Here is a 2,528-nt window from a genome sequence, read left to right as displayed (position 1 = left end):
CTGTTCGAACAACGCTGCATTTCGAGACGACCGACTCTCTGGGCGAACATGCCCTCGAGGTGCCTGTCACTGACCTGGTGATTGCGGGCTGGACCGGCAGCGACGCTGCGGCCATCGAAGCCCACATCTTGGAACTCGAGGCGTTGGGTGTACGACGCCCTAAGAAGACGCCAATCTTCTACCGGGGTGCTGCCACGTTGCTGACCCAGCGCGAATCTATCGAGGTGGTGGGAAGCACCGCGAGCGGTGAGGTGGAACCCGTGATCTTCAGCACCGAGCGCGGTTTGTGGTTGGGCATTGGCTCCGACCACACCGATCGCGAAGTGGAGACCGTGGGCATCACCATCTCCAAGCAGATGTGCGCCAAGCCCGTATCAACAAAAGTCTGGGCCTTTGAGGAGGTGGCCGGCCACTGGAACGAACTCATCGTTCGTTCATGGATGACCAAGGGCGGTGAACGTCGCCTTTACCAGGAGGGACCGCTCGCCAAGATTCGCCATCCCACCGAACTTCTCAGACTCTATGGCGGCGATGGCTACGTTCCCGCGCCCGGACTGGTCATGTTCTGTGGAACGCTGGCGGTGCACGGCAACTTGGAGCCCGCGGAGAAGTTCGAAATGGAGCTGGAAGACCCTGTGCTCCAGCGCCGCCTGAGCCATTCCTATCGTGTGTCTGAACTGCCCATCGAGGGCTAAAAGGAGAGCGCTATGCCGATGAACAAACCCCACCTTGAATTTCACCCATTGGACATGGTCAACGGATGGCAGAGCCCCCCTGGATATCCGCCGGGCGCGGGCGTGCAAGAGAAGATTCTGGCCAGTGACATCGACGAAGTGAACAAGTCCGGCAGCCGGACGCGACTGCTTCGGTTCGAAGCGGGCGCATTCTCCACCAAGCCTTTCGTTCATGACCACTGGGAAGAGGTCTACCTGGTGTCGGGAAATCTGACGGTGGGCAACGACGAGAACGGCGTGGGAGGGGAAGAGTTCGCCGCACCAACCTATGCATGYCGTCCCCCAGGTGTCTGGCACGGTCCGTTCAAGTCCGAGACTGGATGTCTGCTGTACGAGATTCATTACTACGACGAGAGCAAGAAGTAAGAGGCACCTCATGACTTTGAAGATTGCCGTCCCCGACCTGATCTCGAACTCCTACTTTCCGGTCGAAGCTGCCGTGGAACTCGGCTTCTTCAAAGCCGCGGGCCTGGACGTTTCACTTGAGTTGATCTTCCCAGTTGACAAGGCCTATGCGGCGCTGAAAGAAGGGCGAGTCGATTTTGTGGGGGGATCGGCGCATTCCGCCTTGGCCGCCTTCCCGCAGTGGAAAGGCGTGAAGCTGTTGGCCGCCCAGGCGCAAGGCATGTACTGGTTCCTTGTCATGCGGTCCGATCTGGTCCACCAAAAGGGCGACCTCAGCGTGGTCAAGGGCCGCAAGATCGGCGCGGCCCCATGGGTCGAAATGGGCCTGCGGCAGCTATTGACTGCCGGCGGGATCAATATCGAGGCTGACGGTGTTCAGATTGCGCCTGTGCCTGGGGTTCAGGCGGGCAACGTGAACTTTGGCGTCACAGCCGCGAAAGCGCTCGAAGACGGGAAGATCGACGGCTTCTGGGCCAACGGCATGGGCACCGAAGTGGCTGTCCGCAATGGCGTCGGTACCGTCGTCCTGGATGTGCGTCGGGGAGACGGCCCTGCGGGTTGCTTCGACTACACGTTCGCGTCGATTGCCGCTTCGGACAAATTCATCGAGAAGTCTCCCGATCTGGTAGCAGCCGCGGTGAATGCCTTGGTCAGAACCCAGAAGGCACTGATCGAGAACCCCGGTATCGCGGCTAAGGTTGGCGAAAAGCTGTTTCCTCCCACGGAAGCGTCGCTGATTGCCACGCTAATCGAGCGGGACTTGCCGTATTACGACGCGTCGATCTCGACGCGAGCCGTGGACGGCATGAATGCCTTTGCCCGATCTCTGGGCATTCTCCACGCCCATCCCGTCTATTCCGACGTGGTTGCCGAGCAGTTCAAGCCGCTCTGGAACGCATAAGCAGGAGGTCTGCCATGTCCGTCGACCAGAAAGAATTTCGCAACGCGTTGGGCCAGTTCGCAACCGGCGTCGCCATCGTGACCGCGACGGTGGACGGCAACCGTATGGGCGCCACCATCAGTTCGTTCAACTCCGTGTCGCTGGACCCGCCGCTTGTGCTATTCAGCATGATCCGTGGTTCTCTCGGCATTGCCCAGTGGAAGGCCGCGAAATCCTATTGCATCGCCATTCTCGGCGAGTCGCAACGGGATTTGTCCAACCGATTCGCAAAAGCGGGAACCGATAAGTGGATCGGCATCGACCCTGCGTTTGCTGCCAACGGCGCGCCGATGGTCCCGGGAGCGAACGCCTATTTCGAATGCGAGCCCTGGAGCGTATGCGACGGAGGGGACCATGAGATCTTCATCTGTCGGGTCAGTGCATTTCGCGTGATCCCTCAAGCCGAGCCGTCGCTGATCTTTTGTGGTGGCAGGTACAGGCACCTGAGC

Annotated in this window: 4 protein-coding genes; all 4 read left to right on the top strand. The window is 60.0% G+C overall.

Annotation, left to right across the window (positions count from 1 at the left end; all coding sequences use genetic code 11):
• Nucleotides 1-14: 14 nt before the first annotated feature.
• Nucleotides 15-695, top strand: coding sequence for a DUF2848 domain-containing protein (locus tag AC1DOC_RS29020; protein ID WP_478131054.1), 681 nt, complete (start codon nucleotides 15-17; stop codon nucleotides 693-695).
• 12 nt (nucleotides 696-707) lie between these two features.
• Complete coding sequence (locus AC1DOC_RS29015; RefSeq protein ID WP_478080746.1) at nucleotides 708-1,100, top strand: cupin domain-containing protein; 393 nt, start codon at nucleotides 708-710, stop codon at nucleotides 1,098-1,100.
• Between the two features lie 10 nt (nucleotides 1,101-1,110).
• A complete protein-coding gene (locus tag AC1DOC_RS29010; protein ID WP_478080747.1) occupies nucleotides 1,111-2,040 on the top strand; it encodes an ABC transporter substrate-binding protein in 930 nt (309 codons plus the stop codon).
• 14 nt (nucleotides 2,041-2,054) lie between these two features.
• On the top strand, nucleotides 2,055-2,528 hold a 474-nt coding region (locus AC1DOC_RS29005), incomplete at its 3' end, for a flavin reductase family protein (RefSeq protein WP_478131053.1).

Source organism: Variovorax sp. 01T439_2 (assembly GCF_056398445.1).
The sequence above is the reverse complement of the archived record's forward strand: the minus strand, read 5'-3'. Positions and strand labels throughout refer to the sequence as shown.

Excerpts from the sequence above, each read along its gene's own strand:
- AC1DOC_RS29010 (WP_478080747.1), top strand. The coding sequence starts at position 1,111 with ATGACTTTGAAGATTGCCGTCCCCGACCTGATCTCGAACTCCTACTTT.